This window comes from Bacillus sp. FSL K6-3431 (genome assembly GCF_038002605.1).
Taxonomy (GTDB): domain Bacteria; phylum Bacillota; class Bacilli; order Bacillales; family Bacillaceae_C; genus Lederbergia.
Map to the genome: position 1 here is coordinate 4,805,032 of NZ_JBBOCT010000001.1, position 21,763 is coordinate 4,826,794.

The 21,763-nt window shown below is 38.5% G+C and carries 22 protein-coding genes, 1 pseudogene and 1 riboswitch; of the genes and pseudogenes, 17 read left to right on the top strand and 6 right to left on the bottom strand.

Going from position 1 to position 21,763, the window contains the following annotated elements; translation table 11 throughout:
* Nucleotides 1-4: 4 nt before the first annotated feature.
* The 17 genes and pseudogenes from MHB53_RS22755 to MHB53_RS26495 all read left to right on the top strand — a co-directional run.
* Nucleotides 5-1,018 (top strand): ABC transporter ATP-binding protein, encoded by a 1,014-nt coding sequence (locus MHB53_RS22755; protein ID WP_340922797.1) that lies wholly within the window; start codon nucleotides 5-7, stop codon nucleotides 1,016-1,018.
* Nucleotides 1,015-2,001 carry an ABC transporter ATP-binding protein gene (locus MHB53_RS22760; RefSeq protein ID WP_340922798.1) on the top strand — a complete coding sequence of 329 codons (987 nt, stop codon included), beginning with the start codon at nucleotides 1,015-1,017 and terminating at the stop codon, nucleotides 1,999-2,001. The genes MHB53_RS22755 and MHB53_RS22760 overlap by 4 nt, the downstream gene beginning before the upstream one ends.
* Nucleotides 2,002-2,173: 172 nt before the next feature.
* A complete protein-coding gene (locus tag MHB53_RS22765; RefSeq protein WP_340922801.1) occupies nucleotides 2,174-3,298 on the top strand; it encodes an ATP phosphoribosyltransferase regulatory subunit in 1,125 nt (374 codons plus the stop codon).
* Entirely contained in the window at nucleotides 3,295-3,915 is a 621-nt protein-coding gene (hisG, locus tag MHB53_RS22770; RefSeq protein ID WP_340922803.1) for an ATP phosphoribosyltransferase, read from the top strand. Before MHB53_RS22765 ends, hisG begins: the two co-directional genes overlap by 4 nt.
* The gene (gene hisD / locus MHB53_RS22775) at nucleotides 3,912-5,192 is read left to right on the top strand and encodes a histidinol dehydrogenase (protein ID WP_340922805.1); all 1,281 of its coding nucleotides are present in this window, start codon (nucleotides 3,912-3,914) and stop codon (nucleotides 5,190-5,192) included. Before hisG ends, hisD begins: the two co-directional genes overlap by 4 nt.
* Nucleotides 5,192-6,241, top strand: coding sequence for a pyridoxal phosphate-dependent aminotransferase (locus MHB53_RS22780; RefSeq protein ID WP_340922808.1), 1,050 nt, complete (start codon nucleotides 5,192-5,194; stop codon nucleotides 6,239-6,241). The genes hisD and MHB53_RS22780 overlap by 1 nt, the downstream gene beginning before the upstream one ends.
* A 5-nt stretch (nucleotides 6,242-6,246) precedes the next feature.
* Nucleotides 6,247-6,834 (top strand): imidazoleglycerol-phosphate dehydratase HisB, encoded by a 588-nt coding sequence (hisB, locus tag MHB53_RS22785; RefSeq protein ID WP_340922810.1) that lies wholly within the window; start codon nucleotides 6,247-6,249, stop codon nucleotides 6,832-6,834.
* Between the two features lie 179 nt (nucleotides 6,835-7,013).
* A complete protein-coding gene (hisA, locus tag MHB53_RS22790) occupies nucleotides 7,014-7,715 on the top strand; it encodes a 1-(5-phosphoribosyl)-5-[(5-phosphoribosylamino)methylideneamino]imidazole-4-carboxamide isomerase (protein WP_340922812.1) in 702 nt (233 codons plus the stop codon).
* On the top strand, nucleotides 7,715-8,476 hold the full coding sequence (gene hisF / locus MHB53_RS22795) for an imidazole glycerol phosphate synthase subunit HisF (RefSeq protein WP_340922814.1): 762 nt from the start codon (nucleotides 7,715-7,717) through the stop codon (nucleotides 8,474-8,476). Before hisA ends, hisF begins: the two co-directional genes overlap by 1 nt.
* Nucleotides 8,466-9,110 carry a bifunctional phosphoribosyl-AMP cyclohydrolase/phosphoribosyl-ATP diphosphatase HisIE gene (hisIE, locus tag MHB53_RS22800; protein WP_340922817.1) on the top strand — a complete coding sequence of 215 codons (645 nt, stop codon included), beginning with the start codon at nucleotides 8,466-8,468 and terminating at the stop codon, nucleotides 9,108-9,110. Before hisF ends, hisIE begins: the two co-directional genes overlap by 11 nt.
* Nucleotides 9,111-9,399: 289 nt before the next feature.
* Nucleotides 9,400-10,560 carry an IS256 family transposase gene (locus tag MHB53_RS22805; RefSeq protein ID WP_340924668.1) on the top strand — a complete coding sequence of 387 codons (1,161 nt, stop codon included), beginning with the start codon at nucleotides 9,400-9,402 and terminating at the stop codon, nucleotides 10,558-10,560.
* A 488-nt stretch (nucleotides 10,561-11,048) separates the two neighbouring features.
* The gene (locus MHB53_RS22810) at nucleotides 11,049-12,197 is read left to right on the top strand and encodes a trans-sulfuration enzyme family protein (protein WP_340922818.1); all 1,149 of its coding nucleotides are present in this window, start codon (nucleotides 11,049-11,051) and stop codon (nucleotides 12,195-12,197) included.
* A 108-nt stretch (nucleotides 12,198-12,305) separates the two neighbouring features.
* A riboswitch (SAM riboswitch) is annotated at nucleotides 12,306-12,418 on the top strand.
* A 206-nt stretch (nucleotides 12,419-12,624) separates the two neighbouring features.
* A complete protein-coding gene (locus tag MHB53_RS22815; protein WP_340922820.1) occupies nucleotides 12,625-13,605 on the top strand; it encodes an aliphatic sulfonate ABC transporter substrate-binding protein in 981 nt (326 codons plus the stop codon).
* A gap of 85 nt (nucleotides 13,606-13,690) precedes the next feature.
* Complete coding sequence (locus MHB53_RS22820) at nucleotides 13,691-14,539, top strand: ABC transporter permease (protein ID WP_445661471.1); 849 nt, start codon at nucleotides 13,691-13,693, stop codon at nucleotides 14,537-14,539.
* 14 nt (nucleotides 14,540-14,553) lie between these two features.
* The gene (locus MHB53_RS22825; RefSeq protein ID WP_340922825.1) at nucleotides 14,554-15,300 is read left to right on the top strand and encodes an ABC transporter ATP-binding protein; all 747 of its coding nucleotides are present in this window, start codon (nucleotides 14,554-14,556) and stop codon (nucleotides 15,298-15,300) included.
* Entirely contained in the window at nucleotides 15,269-16,981 is a 1,713-nt protein-coding gene (gene acsA / locus MHB53_RS22830) for an acetate--CoA ligase (protein ID WP_340922826.1), read from the top strand. Before MHB53_RS22825 ends, acsA begins: the two co-directional genes overlap by 32 nt.
* A 516-nt stretch (nucleotides 16,982-17,497) precedes the next feature.
* Nucleotides 17,498-18,025: pseudogene (locus MHB53_RS26495) on the top strand (methyl-accepting chemotaxis protein); the annotation flags it as partial.
* A 178-nt stretch (nucleotides 18,026-18,203) separates the two neighbouring features.
* Here the strand turns inward: MHB53_RS26495 and MHB53_RS26500 are convergent.
* The 6 genes from MHB53_RS26500 to MHB53_RS22860 are packed head-to-tail and all read right to left on the bottom strand — an operon-like array spanning nucleotide 18,204 to nucleotide 21,644.
* Nucleotides 18,204-18,401, bottom strand: coding sequence for a helix-turn-helix domain-containing protein (locus tag MHB53_RS26500; RefSeq protein WP_445661472.1), 198 nt, complete (start codon nucleotides 18,399-18,401; stop codon nucleotides 18,204-18,206).
* 5 nt (nucleotides 18,402-18,406) lie between these two features.
* A complete protein-coding gene (locus tag MHB53_RS22840; protein ID WP_340922834.1) occupies nucleotides 18,407-18,835 on the bottom strand; it encodes a hypothetical protein in 429 nt (142 codons plus the stop codon).
* Nucleotides 18,836-18,850: 15 nt separating this feature from the next.
* Nucleotides 18,851-19,414, bottom strand: coding sequence for a VanZ family protein (locus MHB53_RS22845; RefSeq protein ID WP_340922836.1), 564 nt, complete (start codon nucleotides 19,412-19,414; stop codon nucleotides 18,851-18,853).
* Nucleotides 19,415-19,429: 15 nt separating this feature from the next.
* Entirely contained in the window at nucleotides 19,430-20,698 is a 1,269-nt protein-coding gene (locus MHB53_RS22850; protein WP_340922837.1) for an FtsW/RodA/SpoVE family cell cycle protein, read from the bottom strand.
* Nucleotides 20,691-21,104, bottom strand: coding sequence for a PadR family transcriptional regulator (locus MHB53_RS22855; RefSeq protein ID WP_340922839.1), 414 nt, complete (start codon nucleotides 21,102-21,104; stop codon nucleotides 20,691-20,693). The genes MHB53_RS22850 and MHB53_RS22855 overlap by 8 nt, the downstream gene beginning before the upstream one ends.
* 6 nt (nucleotides 21,105-21,110) lie before the next feature.
* Nucleotides 21,111-21,644, bottom strand: a complete 534-nt coding sequence (locus tag MHB53_RS22860) for a sigma-70 family RNA polymerase sigma factor (protein ID WP_340922842.1) — start codon at nucleotides 21,642-21,644, stop codon at nucleotides 21,111-21,113.
* Nucleotides 21,645-21,763 lie beyond the last annotated feature (119 nt).

The window sequence follows — 21,763 nt, forward strand, 5'->3', positions numbered from 1 at the left end:
GTTGATGGGGATAATATTAGAAGTAGAAAATTTGCACGTATCCTTTCGTACGTATGACGGAGAAGTAAAAGCAGTTAGAGGTGTGGACTTTGTTGTTAGAGAGGGGGAAACAGTTGCGATAGTGGGGGAATCAGGATGTGGAAAGAGTGTGACAGCCAAATCTATTATGAAGCTACTGCCATCACCACCAGTTCACTATAAACAAGGTACGATTCATTTTGCCGGGAAGAACTTGCTTGTTGCTAGTGAAAAAGAAATGCAGCGTATACGTGGAAATCAAATAAGTATGATATTTCAAGATCCAATGACCTCACTAAATCCAACAAGCAAAATTGGTAATCAGATTATGGAAGCAATCATACGTCACAATCAGATTAGTAGAAAAGGGGCCTATAAGAAAGCATTGAATATGCTTGAACTTGTTGGAATTCCGCAGCCGAAAAAAAGAATGGATCAATATCCTCATGAATATTCGGGGGGGATGCGGCAAAGAGCGATAATTGCCATGGCTTTAGCATGCAATCCACGGCTGTTAATTGCTGATGAACCAACGACAGCACTTGATGTTACAATTCAGGCACAAATTCTCGAATTAATGAAGGATATTCAGCGACAAACAGGAACTTCTATTATATTAATCACCCATGATCTAGGAGTGGTTGCGGAGGTCTGCGATAGAGTTGTCGTCATGTATGCGGGTCAAGTTGTGGAATCTGGAACGGTTCATGAATTGTTTGCAACTCCCCAACATCCATACACAAAAGGGTTGCTCAAATCTGTTCCACGCCTTGATATGAATAAATCGCAACCGCTTTCTCCTATTATTGGTACACCACCAGATCTACTGGATCCTCCGAAAGGATGTGCGTTTTATGCTCGTTGTGAACATGCCATGCACGTTTGTAATGATCATACTCCAGCATTGGAAGAAGTGAACAATGATCAGTATGCAGCGTGTTGGCTTCATCATCCGTTTGCTAAAAAGCGGTTAAATAGAGGAGGGAGAGGGCGAATATGAAAGCTAAATTAAAAAACATAGTAGAGAAAAAAGGCACCTTACCTCCTCTGGTACAAGTGAAAAATTTGAAGAAGTATTTTTCTGTAGATAATAAGAAATTAAAAGCAGTGGATGGATTATCTTTGGATATTTATCCTGGAGAAACCGTTGGACTTGTTGGTGAAAGCGGTTGTGGAAAGTCAACGGCGGGAAGAACGATTATTCGTTTATACGAACCTACTGAAGGCGAAGTACTGTATAAAGGAAAGAACATTTATTCCAACAATCAAAGAGACATGGCTAAACTTCGACGAGATATGCAAATGATCTTCCAGGATCCATATGCATCATTGAATCCGCGGATGACAGTTGAGGAAATCATTGGAGAACCATTTGCTATTCATAAAACCATGAGCGGGAAAAAGAAAAAAGAGCGCATTAAAGAGTTGTTGAAATTAGTAGGTTTAGATCCGGAACATATAAGTCGTTTCCCACATGAGTTCAGTGGTGGACAACGGCAACGAATCGGAATTGCTCGGGCGTTAGCTTTAGAGCCAGAGTTTATCGTTTGTGATGAACCGATTTCAGCACTAGATGTGTCGATTCAAGCGCAGGTTGTTAATTTGTTGAAGAAACTCCAGAAAAAGATGGGTTTAACGTATTTGTTTATTGCTCATGACTTGTCAATGGTGAAATATATATCTGATCGGATTCTTGTCATGTATTTAGGGAATATGGTTGAACTCTCAGATAGCTCCAATTTGTATGATGATCCGTTACATCCATATACACAGGCTTTGCTGTCGGCTGTGCCAATACCTGATCCAGATTTCCACCGTGAACGAATTGTCCTAAAAGGAGATGTTCCGAGTCCAATTGATCCGCCGAGTGGTTGTGTGTTCCGAACGCGTTGTCCCGCAGCCATGGAAATATGCTCAAAAGCGAAGCCGGAATGGCAAGAAGTAAAATTGAATCATTATGTGGCCTGTCATTTATATGGATAATAGATCATACACCCCAACTCCTTCGTTATTTAATAGTGAAGGAGCTGTTCATTTATTGAAAATGTAAAAAACTAGTTGACGACTATAATTTAGTATGATAAAGTAAAAATAATCAAAAAATCCTTTAGTTCGATAGAGTGATAACGGGATAAAGAATTAGGAAGTGACAAAAATGTTTTTACCGACGGGAAGTAGAGATGAAATGGGAGCTACTGTCAGTAGTCGATTTCATGTAATTGAAAAGTTCAGAAAAGTGGCTATAAATCGGTGTTATCGTGAAATATCTACACCAGTAATTGAGTATGCCTCTACATTTACGAATGAATATGTAGATATGAAATTACAGAATATGATGAAATGGTTTAATTCTGAGGGAGAAATTGAAGTGTTACGACCAGATTGGACAATCGCGATTGCTAGAGCATTATCCAATCAAGAAAAGCGACCGCAAAAATGGGCTTATGCCGGTTCTGTTTTTCAGCAAAATATGCCTGGAGTTGAATCTCATCAAGCTGGGGTGGAAATGATCCATATGCCCGAGCTTATGGGCGAAAGTGAAAGTTTACTAATGGCACGATCATTTTTAAATGATCTAGGTTTAGAACCCTGTGTCATCGAACTTGGTCATGCAGGTATTTATGAAAAACTTGCTGCAGAATTGACATTATCGAAGCAAGAACGTGAACGATTGAGAGTTGCTATGCATGATAAGAAAAAAGATGAAGTTTTTCAAATAGCTGCCGATAATGGAAGTAAAGAGCTAGCGGATGAGTTAGCGAGTCTCGTCGACGCATTTGGTCAAATGGAAATCATCTCCGAGTACGAAAAACGCTGGGAAAGTAAGCCGGAATTATTGCGGATGCTACAACATTTGAAAAAGCTTGTCCTGATTATGAAAGCATCTGGCAATGAAGAGATTCTTGTTGATCTTGGTAGGGTCAAAAATTTACCTTATTATTCAGGAATCATGTTCCGAGGATTTTTAAAAGAATCAGGTGCAGTTTGTTTTTCAGGTGGACGGTATGATCAACTCTATGATCAGTTTAATGAACGGGTATCGGCCGTTGGACTTGGTTTTGAAGTAGATGTTTTGGCAGAACATATTCATATGAACAACGATAAACAAAAAATTTGTATTATTGCGTCAGAAGAGTCTTTAGTGTTTGCGGAGCAGCTTAGAGGTACTTTTAAAGATAGTATTGTCGATGTACAATCAACGGAATCTATGTTAGAAGACTATGATAAAATCGTTGAAATTAAAGAGTACAATGGAGAATTTGAGGTGGTGGAAAGATGAAACCGGTACTTGCCCTAACAAAAGGTAGAATAGAAAAACAATTCATTGCTTTTTTACAAGAGCGTGGATACGATGTTCAACCTTTAATTGATAAAGGTAGAAAGCTGCAAGTCGAAACAGATGATTTTTTTGCTGTTTTCGCCAAAGGAATTGATGTTGCTACATATGTGGAATATGGAATTGCCGATCTCGGCATTGTAGGTGCAGATATTTTACTTGAAAGCGAGCCTGATGTGTTCGATCTTTTGCCACTACCATTCGGCGTATGCAGATTTGCAATTGCTGGTGAACCAACGGCTGCTCCATCATTGCGTAAACCAAGAATTGCGACAAAATATCCAAACATTACGACGAAATATTTTCGTGAAAAGGGAAAATCGGTAGATATCGTAAAACTCGAAGGTTCCGTGGAACTTGCTCCTCTTTTAGGCCTTGCTGACGATATTGTTGATATTGTCGAAACGGGTAGTACGCTAAAGGAAAATGGCCTCATCGTAAAAGAAGAAATGTTTTCACTTTCCGCTCGTTGCATCGCTAACCGAAATTCACTAAAGTTGAAAAAAACAATCCTCTCACCACTAATAGAATCGTTTAAAGCGGAGGAGGCGACAATATGATACCGGTATACTCAGTGGAACAATTTAAAACAGCATTTATTTCTCGAAAAACAAAGAAACAGCCGTTTGATGACAAGGTGATGGAGACGGTAAAAGAGGTAATAGAAAACGTCAAGAATCGCGGAGAAATAGCTTTAAAAGAATATACAGAAGAATTCGATGGTGGTATTCCCAATGAATGGATCGTAACGGATGAAGAAAGAAACGCAGCTTGGAAGGCTGTTTCTCCAGCGGTAATTGAATCGCTTCAAAAGGCTGCGGATAATATACGTTCCTTCCATTCTAAACAGCTTCAGCAATCAAGAATGATGGAAATGACACCTGAGATTGTGAGTGGTCAGTTGTTTCGCCCTATTGAAAGAGTGGGGGTTTACGTTCCCGGCGGAAAAGCCGTCTATCCGTCAACTGTTTTAATGAACGCTATTCCAGCTGCACTCGCCGGTGTGAGCGAAATTGTAATGACAACCCCAGCACGAGATGGAGTCGCTATTTCTCCCATTTTATCTGTTGCTGCAGATATTGCAGGAGTTCATACGATTTATAAAATGGGTGGTAGCCAAGCAATTGCTGTTTTGGCTTATGGAATAGATGGCATTACGCCTGTCGATAAAATTGTCGGACCAGGGAATGCGTATGTTGCTGCAGCAAAATCCCTCGTATTTGGAGATGTGGGCATCGATATGATAGCAGGACCTTCAGAAGTAGCGATCATTGCTGATGAATCGGCAAATCCGAGATTTATCGCTGCGGATTTAATTGCTCAAGCTGAACATGATGAGAAAGCTAGACCATTTGTTTTTTCCACATCGAAAAGAATCCTTGAAGAGACAATGGTCGAGGTTGAAAAACAATGCGCGGTGTTACCAAGAAAAGAGATTGCTGAAGTAGCATTACAAAGTGAAGGAGCGGCGGTTTTTGTTGAGTCGATCGATGAAGCGTTTAAACTCGTCAATGCATTGGCGCCAGAGCACTTAGAATTACAAATCGATAATGCCCTTGCACAGTTAAGTAAAGTGAAAAATGCAGGATCTGTGTTTATTGGTCATTATACACCTGAATCTGTTGGTGATTATTTCGCGGGACCAAACCATGTATTGCCAACATCAGGAACAGCTAGATTTTCATCAGGTTTATCTGTCGATGATTTTATAAAAAAGACGACATATGTTTACTATTCTGAACAGGCACTGCAACAGGCTGCTCAGCATATTGAAAGCATAGCTTTCGAGGAACAGCTGGAAGGGCATGCACGCGCTGTGAAAGTGAGGATGGAATAATGAGAAAAACGCTACAAACATTAACACCTTATAAAGTAAAACCAGAGTTTGATATGATTAGGCTTGATAATAATGAGGCATTTATGAGTTTGCTTTCATCTGCGGATTTTTCGAAACTAGAAGAGACGTTGATTAATCGCTATCCAGCGGAAAGCTCGGATCTGCTTGTTGAGACCTACGCGCGATTTGCTGGTTTTCCGGCTGAAAATGTTTTACCGGGAAATGGATCTGATGAATTGATTTCACTTATTTCTCAGTATGCATTAGATCTGGGAGATACAGTCATTGTGCTAGAACCGGATTTTTCCATGTATGAGAAAAATGCGTTAGTCATGGGAGCGGAAGTAACTCAGATTCAGCTGAATGAAGACTTTACACTTCCAATCGATATAGTTAAAACTGAAATTAGCGCAAAGAAGCCAAAATTATTATTTCTATCCAATCCGAATAATCCTACAGGTCAGCTTTACAGTGAAAATGAAATAGAAGATTTAATCAGTGCGATGAAACTTGTTGGCGGTTTGCTTATTTTAGATGAGGCTTATATGGATTTTGCTGGGGAGTCGCCATTTGCTGGGAAAGTACGCGAATATGATAACTTAATTATTTTACGAACAGCATCTAAGGCACTTGGTATGGCTGCTTTAAGGCTTGGGTTTTTGATCGCAAATGATCGCATTATTGCGGGCATTAGTTGCATTAAGCCTCCATATAACGTAAACACAATTTCAGCATTGCTAGGAACGCAGTTAATGGAAAAGGCGAATGTGCTTGATCAATTTTTATTATTGCAATTAGAGCAAATTGCGGAGTTAGAAGCAATCATGACTGAATTTTCAGCGCGAACAGAAGGAACATATTTGTACCCAAGCAGCACTAATTTTTTCTTAATGAAATATGATCGTGCAAAAGCATTGGCTGATTTTTTATATGAACGAAAAATTAAAATTCGTTGTTTTGATGAAGCTTCTTTGAAGGCAGTGCGCATTTCTGCTGGTACTGTAGAAGAACAAGAAAAATTAAGGTTAGCATTAAAGGAATGGGAGTGAGATGTATGCGAATTGCATCTAATCAAAGAGAGACGAGAGAGACGAAAATTGAACTTGAGTGTCGATTGGATGATCCAACAGTAGTGGAAATTGAAACAGGAGTTGGTTTTTTTGATCATATGCTTGAGGCATTTGCTAGACATGGACTGATTGGTTTAACATTAAAAGTGGACGGCGACTTACATATTGATAGCCATCATACAGTCGAAGATGCAGGAATTGTTCTTGGGAAAGCTGTCCGCGAAGCATTGGGAGATAAAGTAGGGATTGTTCGTTATGGCTCTTCATATGTACCAATGGATGAAACACTCGGATTTGTCGCTTTAGATATAAGTGGTCGGCCATTTTTACATTTTGAAGGAGAATTTGGCCTGCAGTCACTTGGGAATTTTGACACAGAACTTGTGAAGGAATTTTTCCGTGCTTTCGCATTTAATTCAGGCATTACCTTACATGCCCGAGTATTGTATGGTGAAAATACGCACCATATGATTGAAGCACTTTTTAAGGCGCTCGGCCGTGCACTTGCTGAGGCGATTCGGATCGATCCGAATATAAAAGGCATTAATTCTACAAAAGGGATGTTGGAATAAGTGTAAACCAGAACCAGTAGTAAATCGAAGATAATCGATAGCAAATCATAAAAAAACGGTATTAAATCGAAGATACTTAGTAATAAAGTGCTCAATATCGATAGAAATCGCTCAATAATCGGTAATAAACCAGCAAATAGCAAGTATAATTCGCGAATTTTGATTCAGGGGGCAGTTTAATGAAGATTTTACCAGCAATGGATTTAATCGATGGAAAATGTGTCAGACTTTATCAGGGTGATTTTAAACAAACAACACAAGTCGGAAGCGATCCAGCAACTCAGTTAAAAACGTTTATTGAAGATGGTGCTGAAATCATTCATATTGTCGATTTGGATGGCGCACGCTCAGGTAATCCAGATCAGTTGGAATTGATTTCTAATCTATGTAAAATATCCACAGTTCCTGTCCAAGTCGGTGGCGGTATACGATCACTTGAAACAGTAAGAGCTTATATTAAAGCGGGCGTATCAAGGGTTGTACTTGGTACAGCCGCATTGGAAGATGAAAATTTTCTAAAGGAAGCATTGAAAAGTTTCCAAGCAAACATCGTAATTGGAATAGATGCACTTCATGAGAAAGTGGCTGTTAGTGGATGGGAAACGTCAACTAATGTGAATTATATTGAGTTTGCCCAACAAATGGAGCAGCTCGGTGTGAAGACAATTGTTTTCACTGATATTTCTAAGGATGGCACGATGCAAGGGCCTAATCTGGAACAACTTCAAAAAATTAATGAGGCAGTTGATTGCACGATTGTTGCTTCAGGCGGAATTAGAAATCAGGCTGATTTAGATGCAATTGCTGAGCTGGGGATTACAGAAGCGATTGTTGGTAAGGCGATGTATGAAGGTACAGTCAAACTAAAAGGTGGTGCGTGATGGTAGCGAAAAAAATTATTCCTTGTCTTGATGTGAAGGACGGAAAAGTCGTTAAAGGTGTGAATTTTGAAGGCATGCGCGAAATGGGAGATCCAGTTGCAATGGCAAAAGCATATTCTGAAGCTGGCGCAGACGAACTTGTATTTTTAGATATTTCGGCTACAACAGAAGAGCGTGAGACAATCGCCGATTTGGTGAGTAAAGTGGCAAAAGTTGTGACAGTGCCATTTGCAGTTGGTGGTGGAATTAAAAGTTTAGATGATATTGCTCGAATTTTAGCCGCAGGTGCAGATAAAGTTGGTATCAATTCAGCTGCAGTTAAAAATCCATCGCTCATCGAAGAAGCGGGGAAGAAATTCGGTTCAGAGAGAATTGTTGCTGCAGTTGATGCGAAGCTCTTTCCAGATGGAACATGGCATGTAATGACACGCGGTGGTATGGAGGATGCGGAAATTGATGCGATCTGGTGGGCCAAAGAATTAGAAAGTCTAGGTGCTGGGGAGATTTTACTTACAAGCGTTAATCGTGACGGTGTGAAGAATGGCTATGACCTAGAACTAACAAAAGCAATCGTTGACGTTGTTCAGATTCCAGTTACTGCTTCAGGCGGATGCGGAAATGCTGAACATATTGTTGAAGTCTTTGAAAAAACAGATGTTGCATCCGCCCTCGCCGCATCAATTTTTCATGAAAATACATTGACAATTGCTGAAGTAAAACAGCTGTGTAAAAAACAAGGAGTGAATGTCAATGAAGCCTGATTTTTCCAAAGGACTCGTCCCTGCGATTGTTGTGGATGATCGGAAAGGCGACGTGTTAATGCTCGCTTATATGGATGAGACGGCGTTTCAACGTACATTAGAAACGAAGGAAACATGGTTCTATTCACGTTCGCGAGAAGAATATTGGAATAAAGGTGCGACGTCAGGAAATAAGCAAATAGTCAAGTCCATTCAGCTGGACTGCGATGGAGATACGTTGCTAGTTAGAGTCGATCCGCTGGGCCCTGCTTGTCATACTGGAGAAAAGTCATGCTTCTTTCATACGATTGAGGGAGAAGTTTCAGAGTCCCCTTCTATATATGAAGACTTAATGGCTGAGATTAGTGAGCGGAAGCAATTGCCGATTCCAGGATCGTATACGAATTATTTATTCGAAAAAGGTACGGATAAAATTGCTAAAAAGCTAATTGAAGAAGCAGGAGAAGTGGTCATTGCCGCAAAAAATACTGATAAAGAAGAGCTAATCAATGAAAGTAGTGATCTGCTTTATCACCTACTTGTTCTTTTAGCTGATCAAGGTGTGCCGCTTGAAGATGTTGAAGCAGAACTCCGCAAGCGCTCTTCAAAAAAAGGCAATGCCAAAGTGGAAAGACCTGAGATTGAAAATTGGTGAAAAAGACTAGGTTGGTAGGTCGATCATACCAATCTAGTTTTTATTTTGTTCCTATGAACTTTTAAGCATGATTCATAATTTGATAGGCTCATAAAATTGAGTGGCCAGTAAATCACGTGAGTGGCTCATAAAATAGCTGAGTGGCCAGTAAATCACGTGAGTGGCTCATAAAATAGCCGAGTAGCCAGTAAATCGATAGAGTCCGTATAATTGTGTAAAAAGAAAAGGTCTCATCAAGACCTCATGTTACAATGTTTTCAACCACGATCACATTGAGGAGGAATTGATGATGACCCAACTTAATTTTAACCTAGATATTGAAATTTTAAAAGACTCAGTGCTAAATTCAAACCTGGAAGCGGTAGTAAAATCCACGATTGTACTTGTCCTAAATGAATATATGGAGAAGGAACGCGATGATTATCTCCAAGCAGCTGCCTACGAGCGCTCGATCGAACGCATTGATTACCGAAATGGCTACTACGAGCGAGAGCTTCTCCTTAGTATTGGAAGGGTTCAACTGCGAGTCCCGAGAACCCGTGAGGGACACTTTTCTCCCTCCGTGTTTGAAAAGTTTTCCCGTGTAGATCAGGCCTTTGTATTGTCGATGTTAGAGATGGTGGTCAATGGGATTTCCACTCGAAAAGTCACAAATGTCGTTCAACAACTGTGTGGAGAAAACGTCTCTAAATCGTTCGTATCTTCCCTTACTGGAAAGCTAGATCCAATCGTAAATGAGTGGGCAAACCGCCCTCTAAATACCATGTACTATCCGTACGTTTATGCAGATGCCATGTATATCAAGGTCCGGGAACATAATAAAGTGATTTCCAAGGCAGTTTATATCGCTACAGCGATAAATGAAAACAAGAGACGTGAAGTGATTGGACTAAAAATCGATCATGTTGAGAGTTTTGAGGCATGGCAAGGGTTCTTCCAACACCTGAAAGGACGTGCTCTTCAGTCTCCAAAACTTATTATTTCAGACGCTCATGAAGGACTGAAAAAAGCAATTCAGCGGGAATTCATAGGCACTTCTTGGCAACGTTGCACTGTCCATTTTAAACGGAATATCATTGAACGATTGCCAAAAAAAGAATCAAAACAAATAATCGCTGACATGAGGCGCATCTTTAATAGTATTTCAGTAGAAGAAGCTCGCCAATATAAAGAGCAATTTGTCGATAAATATGAAGAAGAAGCAAAGGTCCAGAAAGCAATTGAAATTTTAGAGGATGGCTTCGAAGATGCCATTCAATTTCTCAACCAGCCTTCTCGTTATCATCGTTATCTAGCGAGCACAAATTCACTTGAAAGGCTTAATCAGGAGGTTCGCAGGAGAGAAAGAGTCATACGTATCTTCCCGAATAATCAATCTGCATTTCGACTTATCGGTGCAATACTAATGGATTATGAAAACAGAGAACGAAGCGGAAAAAAGAGTTTATAAAATGACAATTTCATCAAGTGAAAAGGGGGTACCCCCTTTTCACTTGATGAAATAAAATAGCCAACTATAACTAAATATCATAAAGAAAACATTGTAAACTAAATTACACAATTGTCTGGACTTGACTAGTAAATCACGTGAGTGGCTCATAAAATAGCCGAGTGGCCAGTAAATCACGTGAGTGGCTCATAAAATAGCTGAGTGGCCAGTAATAGTCGATATTAACTAGTTATAGTTGTGCGAGTATGCTAGTAATTGTACTCGAACTATCAGTAAATTGCCCTACCGACGGTCAGTAAGATTGGATCACGCTAGGCAGTAATAGATTCATTCCGAATATATTTGCCTTAAGGGCTACATGAATCAGTATTATTAATCACAACCCAAAAGTTCTTGGAGTCTCTTTTTTTGACAACTCTTATAATTGTGAGTATAATCACAATTATTGAATTTCACATTTGCTACAAACATAGGAGTGACCCAATATAATGAGCGACGTTTCATTTGACACTATGGCAGTGCATCAATCACAAAAACAAAATAAAAACTTTACAGCGAAGGTTTCGCCTATTTATCAAACATCGTCATTTGCTTTCCAAAACCTCGACGAATTGGAAAGTTATTTTGAAGGAGAGACGCCATACTTGTATTCGAGATATGGAAATCCGAATACGGATGAACTCGGAGCAGCAGTAGCAACATTAGAAGGAGCAGAATCTGGTGTTGCTGCATCATCAGGTATGTCTGCGATTCTGGCTGGATTACTTGCGGTCGTTAAACACGGGGATCATATTATCGCATGTGAGGATTTGTACGGGGGTACGTATCATCTATTGTCCGAGGAATTAAAAAACTTTGGTGTAGACGTTACATTTGTCTCATTTTCTAATGAAGCTGAGGTATTGTCAGCGATCCGCCCTAATACTAAGTTACTTTATACGGAAAGTATTACAAATCCATTTTTAAGAGTAGAAAATATTACTACACTTGTAAAAATTGCTAAAGAATATCAATTGTGTTCGATGGTTGATAATACGTTTGCAACCCCATACTTGCTTCAGCCTTATAAAGCTGGAGTAGATCTCGTTGTTCATAGTGCAACAAAATATCTCGGTGGACATAGTGATGTGTCGGCTGGCGTGATTGTTGGAACAGAAGAACTTGTGAAAAAGGCGCGACAAAAAATTGTCAACTTAGGTGGAAATTTAAGTCCATTTGAAGCTTGGCTTACATGCAGAGGAGTAAAGACACTCGCTTTGCGTATGGAAAAACAATCAGCTAATGCACAATCTGTGGCAGACTTTCTTGAAAATAATGAAAATGTTAAAAAGGTATTTTATCCAAAAGCGGTTTCTAAATATGGAAACGGAGCTGTAGTAACTGTTGAATTGGCTAAACAATGTGATATTCGCTTGTTTTTCTCTACACTTGGCTGGATTAAAATTGTGCCTTCTTTAGGTGGAGTTGAGACAACTGTTTCTTATCCATTTGGTACTTCACATCGAAACTTACCTCGCGAGTCCCAAGAGAAGCTTGGAATAAATAAAAGTGTCGTTCGTATCTCAATTGGTATCGAAAATGAGCAAGATATTATTATTCAACTACAGCAGGCTATTGCTAAAGCAGTGAACAATTGAAATTGGATATATTGCATTAATTTTCTAAAAATCATTTGACAGCAACAAAACAATCGTTTATACTGCAATACATGGTCAACGAATAAGTATTTGACAATTAAATGTAATCTCTTATCGAGAGTGGCGGAGGGAATAGGCCCTGTGAAGCCCGGCAACCTGCAAACATTATTATGTTTGAGAAGGTGCTACATCCTACAGATCATTGATCTGGAAGATAAGAGGAGGAATCGTATATAACGCCCTCTTCTTAGGAAGGGGGCTTTTTTATGTTTATTTTAAAAAGGTACAAATGCTATATAAAAGGAAAAATGCAAATAGAAGGAACCACTAAACGCCATTTCCGGTGGCAAAGAGGTTCTTATCTATCATGTATAAAGTTAAACCAAGTAATATTATGTGATTAATTATATAAGTGGGGGGATTTCAAATGAAATCATGGACTATTAAAACATTATTAATCTTTACATTAGCGGTTGCGTTAGCAGCTTGCTCTGCAAATGCAAGTGAAGAGCCGGGTAAACCGAAAAAAATAATTCTAGATTATGCACATTATTCGCCAACAAGTCTTGTTTTAAAAGAAAAAGGCTTTGCTGAAAAGTTGTTCGAAGAGGAAGGGATTGAAGTCGAGTTTGTTTTAAGTCATGGAAGTAATAAAGCCCTTGAGTTCTTAAATTCCAAAAGTGTTGATTTTGGATCATCTGCTGGAGCAGCAGCACTAATGGCGAAAGCGAAAGGTTCTCCAATTGAATCTGTATATATTTATTCTAAACCTGAATGGACAGCGCTTGTTTCTACTGACAAAACAATTACAGCAGTTGAAGATTTAAAAGGGAAAAAAGTAGCGGCAACATTAGGAACAGATCCTTATATATTTTTATTAAGAGCGCTAGAAGATAGTGGTCTATCTGCAAAAGATGTGGAAATCGTCAATTTACAGCATGGAGATGGTGCAGCAGCACTTCTTGCAGGTGAGGTTGATGCCTGGGCAGGACTAGATCCACATATGGCTCGTGTAGAAAAGGAAGTCGGAGCTAATCTCTTCTTCAGAAATCCGGATTTTAACACATATGGCGTATTGAACGTTCGTGAAGATTTTGCGAAAAAGTATCCTGATTATGTGAAAAAAGTAATTGAAGTATATGAACAAGCGCGCTTATGGGCGATTGATAATCCAGAAGAAACGGCAGAAATTTTAGCAAAAGAAGCACAAATTGATTTAGATGTAGCAAAAATTCAGCTTGAGCGTAATGATTTTTCTACTTCGGCACCGGGAGATGATCAAAGGGATGTGATTCAAGCAGCTGGTGATGTGCTCAAATCGGAAGGTATCATTGAATCTAAAACAAATATTGAAAAAGTCGTAGATGACTTAATTAACTCAAGCTATTTCGATGCTGATAGAGAATAAATTTGTTTATAATTGATAGTTGATTTTAGGACATATGTCTTGCTCCAGCGCTTACGCATTTAATTTCAATAAGTAAAGGGCGGTAATGAAGATGAGTGAAAGAAGCGAAACAATTGGAGTTGCAGTGGGAAAGCCGAAGACGCGCTTGACTGAAAATTCTCTATGGAAAAATAATGAGAAATGGTTATTAGGAAGTATTATTCCTTTCGTTCTATTAATTTTTTGGGAGGCAGCAGCGAGAGTTGGACTAATTGAAGCTCATCTGTTACCAGCACCAACTAGGATCGTGCAAGAAATTTTCGAAATGGGCGCAGCAGGTACACTCTTCGGTCATGTTGGAACAACGGTGTTTAGAGTTGCGGCAGGTTTCTTACTCGGAACGATAGCTGCGGTCTTGTTTGGGTCAGCAGTAGGATATTTTACTGTATTGGAAAAACTAATGGATCCGCTTATACAGGCATTTCGGTCGATTCCATCACTTGCGTGGGTGCCCCTGTTTATCCTCTGGATGGGAATTGGTGAATCTTCAAAAGTGGTATTAATCGCTGTCGGTGTTTTTTTTCCAGTCTATTTGAATATTGTTTCTGGGATTCAAGGAGTAGATCGAAAACTAATTGAAGTTGGGAAAATTTATGGATTCACTTCAACTGAAACGTTGAGAAAAATTATTCTTCCAGCTTCCTTACCATCATTCCTAGTTGGCTTACGGAGTGGCATGGGGCTTGGCTGGATGTTCGTTGTTGCTGCAGAAATTATGGGCGCAAGTCAAGGACTTGGTTACTTACTCGTCGTAGGACAAAATACGTATTCACCTGAATTGATTATTGCAAGTATTTGCTTATTTGCAGTTATTGGTAAAATAACCGATTCATTGCTAAAAAAATTAGAAGAGAAATCACTTCGCTGGCAAGATAGCTTATCAAATCAGCGTTAAAGGAGGTAATGAGATTGCTTGCAGTTCAGAATGTGAGTCGTACATTTAATAATGGAAAAACTGGTTTTCAACATGTGACTTTTTCGATGGAAGAAGGAGAAATTATTGGGGTCTTGGGTACAAGCGGCTGTGGGAAGAGCACCTTGCTGCGAGTTCTCTCAGGGCTTGATGGTGAATATGAAGGAACGTTTACCTTATCCAATAGTAAAGTTGGAATGATGTTTCAAGAGCCACGCTTAATGCCCTGGCTTTCTGTCCAAGACAATATTTGCTTTGGTGTTCAATCGGTAGAACAAAAAAAGCTTGCCAAGGATTTGCTTGAACTTGTCGGACTTGACGGTTTTGAAGGTCATTATCCCAAAGATTTATCAGGCGGAATGGCGCAACGAACTGCGATTGCTAGGTCCCTTATTACTGAACCGGATGTGTTGTTATTAGATGAACCATTTAGTGCGCTCGATGCTTTTACAAAAATGCAACTTCAAGATTTGTTGCTATCCATTTGGAAAAGGCGGCAAACAACAATGGTGCTTGTGACACATGATATTGATGAAGCCCTCTATTTATGTGATCGGATTTTTATTTTACGGGGACAGCCCGGTGAATTATACGCGGAAATAGCAATTACTCAAGTAAAGCCCCGCTCAAGAGGCGATGTACTACTTGCAGAGAAAAAGGCAGAAATTTTAAGCCTTCTAAATTTAAATAAAGTGGTAAAGGAGAACGACAATGAGCAGACAACAAGTAATTCCTCCATTTAAAGGTATATATAATGTGCAATCCGATCTTGGTGATCAAAAATCACTTGCATGGGAAGAAATTGAAAAAAACTTTAGTTGGCATGAAACAGGTAAAGTGAATATGGCTTATGAATGTGTGGACCGTCACGTAGCTGATGGTTATGGAAATAAAACAGCTCTTCATTATGTAGATGGAGGGAATGAATGGAAACTCACCTATAGGGAATTGAAAAACGAGACAGATAGATGGGCGCAAGTGTTGAAAAAGCATGGGGTGAAAAAAGGAGACTTTCTCTTTGTATTTTTACCGAAGCATCCAGAATGTCATATTGCAATATTAGCAGCAATTAAACTAGGTGCGATTGTTGGTCCACTGTTTGAAGCGTTTATGGAAGAAGCTGTCCGTGATCGGATTTTAGATTGTGAAGGGAAATACCTGATTACAAATGAAGAATATTTACAAAGGGTGCCACTACAGGATCTACCAAGTCTTGAATCGATTTTCCTTACGGATAAAAATCCAGTTTCTTCTGAAGTTATTTCGATTCCACAAGCACTAGGCACTGTCGAAACAGATGAGCATATTATTGAATGGGTTGATCTTGATGATGGGTTGAATATTCATTATACGAGTGGTTCTACAGGGAAGCCGAAAGGAATCATTCACGCTCATAGGGCAATGATTCAGCAATACATAACGGGGCGTTGGGTGTTAGATATACAAGAAGATGATGTGTATTGGTGCACAGCGCATCCAGGCTGGGTGACCGGCTGTGTTTACGGCATTTTCGCACCGCTTTTAAACAGGGCAACTGTTATTCTTCATGGGGGGCGCTTTAATGCTGACAGCTGGTACGAAACGATCGAAAAAACAGGAGTAACTGTTTGGTATAGCGCGCCGACTGCTTTCCGCATGTTGATGGCAGAAGGGCGTGAAGCACTTGATCGCCATAACTTAAGCAAGCTACGTCATATATTAAGCGTTGGTGAGCCGCTTAATCCTGAGGTCATCTACTGGAGTGTGGAAAATTTGAATTTACGGATCCATGATACATGGTGGATGACAGAAACAGGTGCACAATTAATCGTGAACTTACCGACAGAACCGATTAAACCGGGTTCAATGGGCAAACCGCTACCGAATATTGAAACGGCTGTTTTGGACGATGATGGAAGTATTCTGCCATTGGGGGAAGTTGGGCACTTAGCAATAAAAGGTCCATGGCCTGCGATTATGAAAGGGGTTTGGAAGGACGAAGCTAAATATGCCTCTTATTTTCCGTTTGGTCCAGATTGGTATCTTGCTGGTGATTTAGCGTCCAAGGATGATGACGGTTATATCTTTTTCCAAGGAAGAAGCGATGATATGATTAATTCTTCTGGTGAACGTATTGGTCCTTTTGAAGTAGAGAGCAAGTTAATTGAGCACCCGGCAGTGGCAGAAGCAGGTGTTATTGGCAAACCTGATCCTATTCGTGGTGAAATTGTAAAAGCGTTTATCGTTTTAAACAAGGATTATACATCCACACCAACCCTGCTTGAAAACATACGTCTTTTTGTCAGAGGTAGGCTTGCGGCCCACTCTGCACCACGTGAAATAGAAGTGGTGGAAGAATTACCGAAAACAAAAATTAGCGGAAAAATTTTACGCAGGCAGTTAAAAGCACAGGAAATTGAAAAGTCAAAAAAGGTGCTAGTATAACATATGACTAATATAAAATACCTATATCTTTTATCCTGTTTATATACTTTATCTATGTTAAATTATGTTATTATAGAGGTATAAAGTATTGTGGGAGGAAGACATATGTTTAAAGCAAAAAAAGAAAAACAACAGCGAATTATGCAATTGCAATTAGAAATAGACGAATTACAAGCTGATTTACAACAAAAGGAAGAGAATAATCAGGAATGGCTTTTAAAAGTTAAGAGCGAACTGAATGCAGCAGTGCATCAGCATGAAAAAGTAAACTCGCAACATAGTGGACTTGGAGAAGCTGTTAATCTTATAGAGAAAAAGTTCGAAAACGTTGCTCATATAAGTGAAAAAACTTCAGATAAGTCAAAGGAACTATATGAAAAAGGAGTTTCTTTAAACCAACTATCAAATAAAATGGTAGACGATTCACAACAAGGATCAGAAGAAGTAAAGAACACAGCTGATGTCATTCAAGAGCTAGGAGAACAAATCATTGCATCCGAGCAAAATATGACGAATTTAAGCGAACGTTCTGTTGAAATTCAATCGATCGTCGGAGTAATTGAGGATATTGCTGCGCAAACGAATTTATTGGCGTTAAATGCATCCATCGAAGCTGCAAGAGCTGGTGATTCTGGCAAAGGATTTGCTGTTGTCGCCCAAGAAGTGCGAAAACTTGCTGAAAGCACTGCGGACAGTACGGCGAATATACAATCATTGACATCATCATTGCAAACAGAAATAGAAAGTGCACTAACAGCAACGCAAAAAAGTGCTCAGTTAGTTGATAAAGGAATTCAAGTCAGTTTTCAAACCGCAGATAAAATTGACGCTATTTTAAAAACGATTGAAGAAAGTCAAATTGATATTGGCGCGGTGCAAGAAATGATAGAGGAACAAAAACAATTGTCAGAAGAAGTGAGGTTAGAGCTTCAGGAAGCAAGAAGTCTCTTCACACATGCCCATGATAAAATTATTGAGCATATCGAAGACGCGAAAGAAGTAGATGAGCGGTTGGAGAACGGTATTTTACAGCTGCAAGTATAAAGAATTAAATAAACCACTCGCTCATTGCGGGTGGTTTATTTAATTCTATACGCAGTGGCTTCACATACTGCAGGTGAATGTTTTTAACAATAGTGCAAATCCAATGTATATGGTTATTTTATTATATATATTTATCGAAGATTATGGGCAGAAAATCTGCACTTATATAAGCTTTACGTTATGTATTGAGTTCTATCGTGTCTAAGTTTTTTCTAGTTTCTTTTCGGTACATGGAGGGAGTTTGACTAGTTATGCGTTTAAATGATTGAGCGAAAAAAGATTGTGAGGAAAAACCAGTCATTTCAGCTATGTCTGCAATTTTGTAATCGGTCGTTTCTAGGAGAAGTTGTAAATCTTTAATTCGTACTTGGTTCAAGTATTCTATAGGAGAGATCCCATATCTTTTTTTAAGGAATGAGCTAAGTAATATTTATTGATATGTCGGATTCCAGCCAATTTATCAAGTGTAATTTCATTACGGTAATTTTGCTTGATAAATTGTTTGATAAATGCCACATCTTTATTAATTCTTTTGGAGTCAGTTTTTTCAACTTTTAAGTTTTTTTCGCGCTGAAGTTTGACAATAAGAATTTCAATAATATTTTGGCGAATAATCTCAAAATTCTCTTTATTATTTTGAACTTCATATAATAACTTGTTGAGGTAGAATAAAAGATTCTCGCGGTTTCCTTGATATGTATATAGCCACATTTGTGAAATCTCTTCTTTCGGAAGTGAGAAAGACAGTCCTTCAATTCCTAATGCAATATATTCTAATGAATCCTTAAAAGGAGTAGTGAAAACCTTCATATTTTGTCATTTAATTCAAATTCGGTTTTTCATGTACATAAATGTCTTTCGTATCAATAGCCATAAAACAAATCCAATACAACCGCCAAGTGTATTCAAGATCAAATCATCGACATTGAATGTTCTTATCGAGATGATTCCAAAGTAACTTAAGATCAATTGAGATATTTCGATTGTAAGACTTGTAAGGAAAATAATAAGCGCTGCTTTTTTTACTGTTTTAATATTAAATAATAAGGATAAGTAAATTCCTAATGGCAAAAGCATAATTAAATTATAAAAAGTTAATTTGACTGAGTTCCAGAAAAACCAATCTAAGCCATTTTGACGATATATTGAAACAAAGTCCGCGACAAAATAAAATGGAGTGAACTGGATTTGGATCCCAGCCATATCGGTAAAAGGCGGTAAGTGAATATGGCCGAGCGTAAGTCTTGCCACATTTAATATATAAATAATAAAGCTGTAAAAGAAGGCCCTTTTTAAAATATGCCTAGTTTTATGTTTTACAAAATCAACTATAACTAGTAGCACAATCCCCGTGATAAAAATGATTCCTATAATCGCAATTGTATCCATAGAAAACTCCTTGCATTATTTTTCGATGGCAGGGGCAACTAAATCCTTCCGCCGGTATACACTGAGAACAAGTCCGATCAAAACAGAATTAATTAAAATATGCACTGTTCCATAGCTAATGAAGGGCAACCAAAATCCAGCAAGAGGTAACCAGCCGAGCACCATCGCAATATTGTAAACAAAGGGAACAGTGTAAAGAGTAGCCGCACCGATAATGACCAGTTGGCCAAATGTATCCGGGATTTTACGGGACATCCAGCACAATCTGACAGTGACGGCAATAAGAAAGAGAACAAGACTGATAGAAAATATCCAACCAAAAGAGTAGGTTAAAGTCACAAACACATAATCCGTGTGTGATCCTGGGAGAGAGAAGTTTTCTAGTTTTTTTATTTGGCCAAACCAGCTTGCTTCAGATAAGTACTTTTTTATTTGTACATACATAAATCCAGAGTCATCGGCATATTTTCCGGGATTTAAAAAACCTAATAATCGATGTTTCATATAGAAAGGATTATATTTCCAAATAAGAAGAGAAGAAGCTCCGATGATCAATGCGATGAATGTTCCAAGTACTCGTTTCCTCTGTTTACGAATGGTCCATACGTACATAGTGAAAACCATCGAAACATATATTAAGATATTGGATAAATTGCTTACAGGAATATAAAGTAGTAATGTAAGGGAAAATAATCCAATCATTAACAAATTACTATTACCATATCGATAAAATACTCCTGTCCATCCAATAAAAAGAAAAGGAAGAACGGCTATGGAATTTGAATTAAAAAGTCCGAATCGGATATATGGATACCCATTTATAAAGGTGCCAAAATAGAAAAGTACAATCAAATTAACACCAATTAGACCAATAACTAGCGACAACTTTTCTTTTAATTTTCGATAATCAAATAACATGATGCAAAAGGCACAAACAATGCCTAAGAAAACACTCATGGTTTGTTGATAAATAGATGGCTGATACTCAAAATTAGTGATTAAAAGTGGCAGTAACCCAACCATTTGTAAAAAAATAAAGAGACTAAATAAGCTCCAGTCCACTTTTGGTCGATGCAAACGGCCCATATTCAAACCAAGTGTTACGGGATCTCCCATTTGCTGAACGGCTTGGGCTACTGCTTCTGCTCTACACATCCCCGATTGTGTTAATTGTTGCACCGTTTCTTCAATATGTTTGTCAAGCTCAAGAGATACGAATTCCTTAGCTTCCCTAGATTTAATCTGACTTTTTACGAGCTGTAGAAATGACTGTTTCTTATTCATAAGTTAGATCCCCTTGCAAAAAGTCCTTTAGTGGTTTCGATAAAATCTCATGTTTAGCTTCCATTTTACGTAAATGCCTTTTTCCTTTTTGATTGAGAAAATACTGTTTTACATTATCCTGTTTCCATTCGGACAAAATGAATTCTTTTTGCTCAAGATCGTGCAATAGTATGTACAATGATCCTTCATTATCTTCAAACTTTTTCAAGCCGCGAGCAATGAGTTGTTGGAGTAATTGAAAACCGCTTTTCTTCTCGGATAGCAGCTGTAATATGGAAAGCAACACATCATCCTCATTTTCTGCTTCTCGTTCAATCGCTTTATAAATATTGTTGCGATGACGTTCAGTAAATTCTAGCTGTGTGGACACCCGGCTTTTTTTGAGGTTTTTTAATCTATCTTCCATGAATAATCACCCCTCCAAACTTTCTTTTAAAAGTGTTTTCGATCGGCGCATGCGAGTTTTAATCGTGTTTTGTTTTACTCCTGTGAGTATTTCAATTTCTTTGATCGACATCTCTTCGAAATAATGTAGATAGATAGGTTCGCGTAATTTCAGTGGCAACTGCAAAATTGCTTTTATTAATTCGCTATCGTCATTTAATTGAATTACCATTTGTTCTACATGATCGTGTTGAGAAGCGGGTTCTACCTCATTTTCGTATGTAAGAAGAATCTTTCGGTGGTGCCAGCTCCGCAAATAATCTTTGCAATGGTTAATAGCAATCCTCCATAACCAAGTTTTGAAGTTAGAATGATGTTGAAATGTATGTAAATTTTTATAGCATTTAATAAAAATCTCCTGCGTTAAATCTTCAGCAATTGCATTATTTTTCACATAGGAATAAGCGAGCTGCAAAATCGCTTGCCCATAATCTGTCATGATTTGATCGAAAGTTATCTCATCTTCTGTCACTTGAAGCGCTTCAGCAACAATTTCTTTCACAAATTCATACCTCCTTACCATGCATATCTATTAGACGATGCAATGTGAGTGTTGGTTTTCATTATATAACAAAATTTACAGTCTCTGATAAAACACTTTCTGCTAGAATGAAAGAAAAG